1 protein-coding gene is annotated in these 269 nt (G+C 60.2%); it reads left to right on the forward strand.

Annotated features, from left to right (window positions below; translation table 11 throughout):
• On the forward strand, positions 1-269 hold a 269-nt coding region (locus F2P46_RS36850; RefSeq protein ID WP_208296981.1), incomplete at both ends, for a transposase.

Genomic DNA, 269 nt, shown 5'->3' on the forward strand with positions numbered 1-269 from the left:
CTTGCGATGGCCGAGCCGACCAGACTTCGCGCCATCGACCGGTGGGTGGCTGCGCAATCGCAGGACCTGGTGCCCAATGCGGTGCGTCTGTTCGATGAATTTACTTACAAGGCGCGTTCGTGGCCGAAGGCCTGGCGCGTGTTGCTCAAGGCCGAGGTCATGGCGCTTGGCGAGAACACGCGCTTCATCGTGACCTCGCTGCCAGGACTCGATGCCGACATGTTGTACGAGGATATTTATTGCGCGCGCGGTCAGGCCGAAAATTACAT

The sequence above is a fragment of the Massilia sp. CCM 8734 genome (assembly GCF_011682155.1).
GTDB lineage: Bacteria > Pseudomonadota > Gammaproteobacteria > Burkholderiales > Burkholderiaceae_D > Telluria_A > Telluria_A rubra.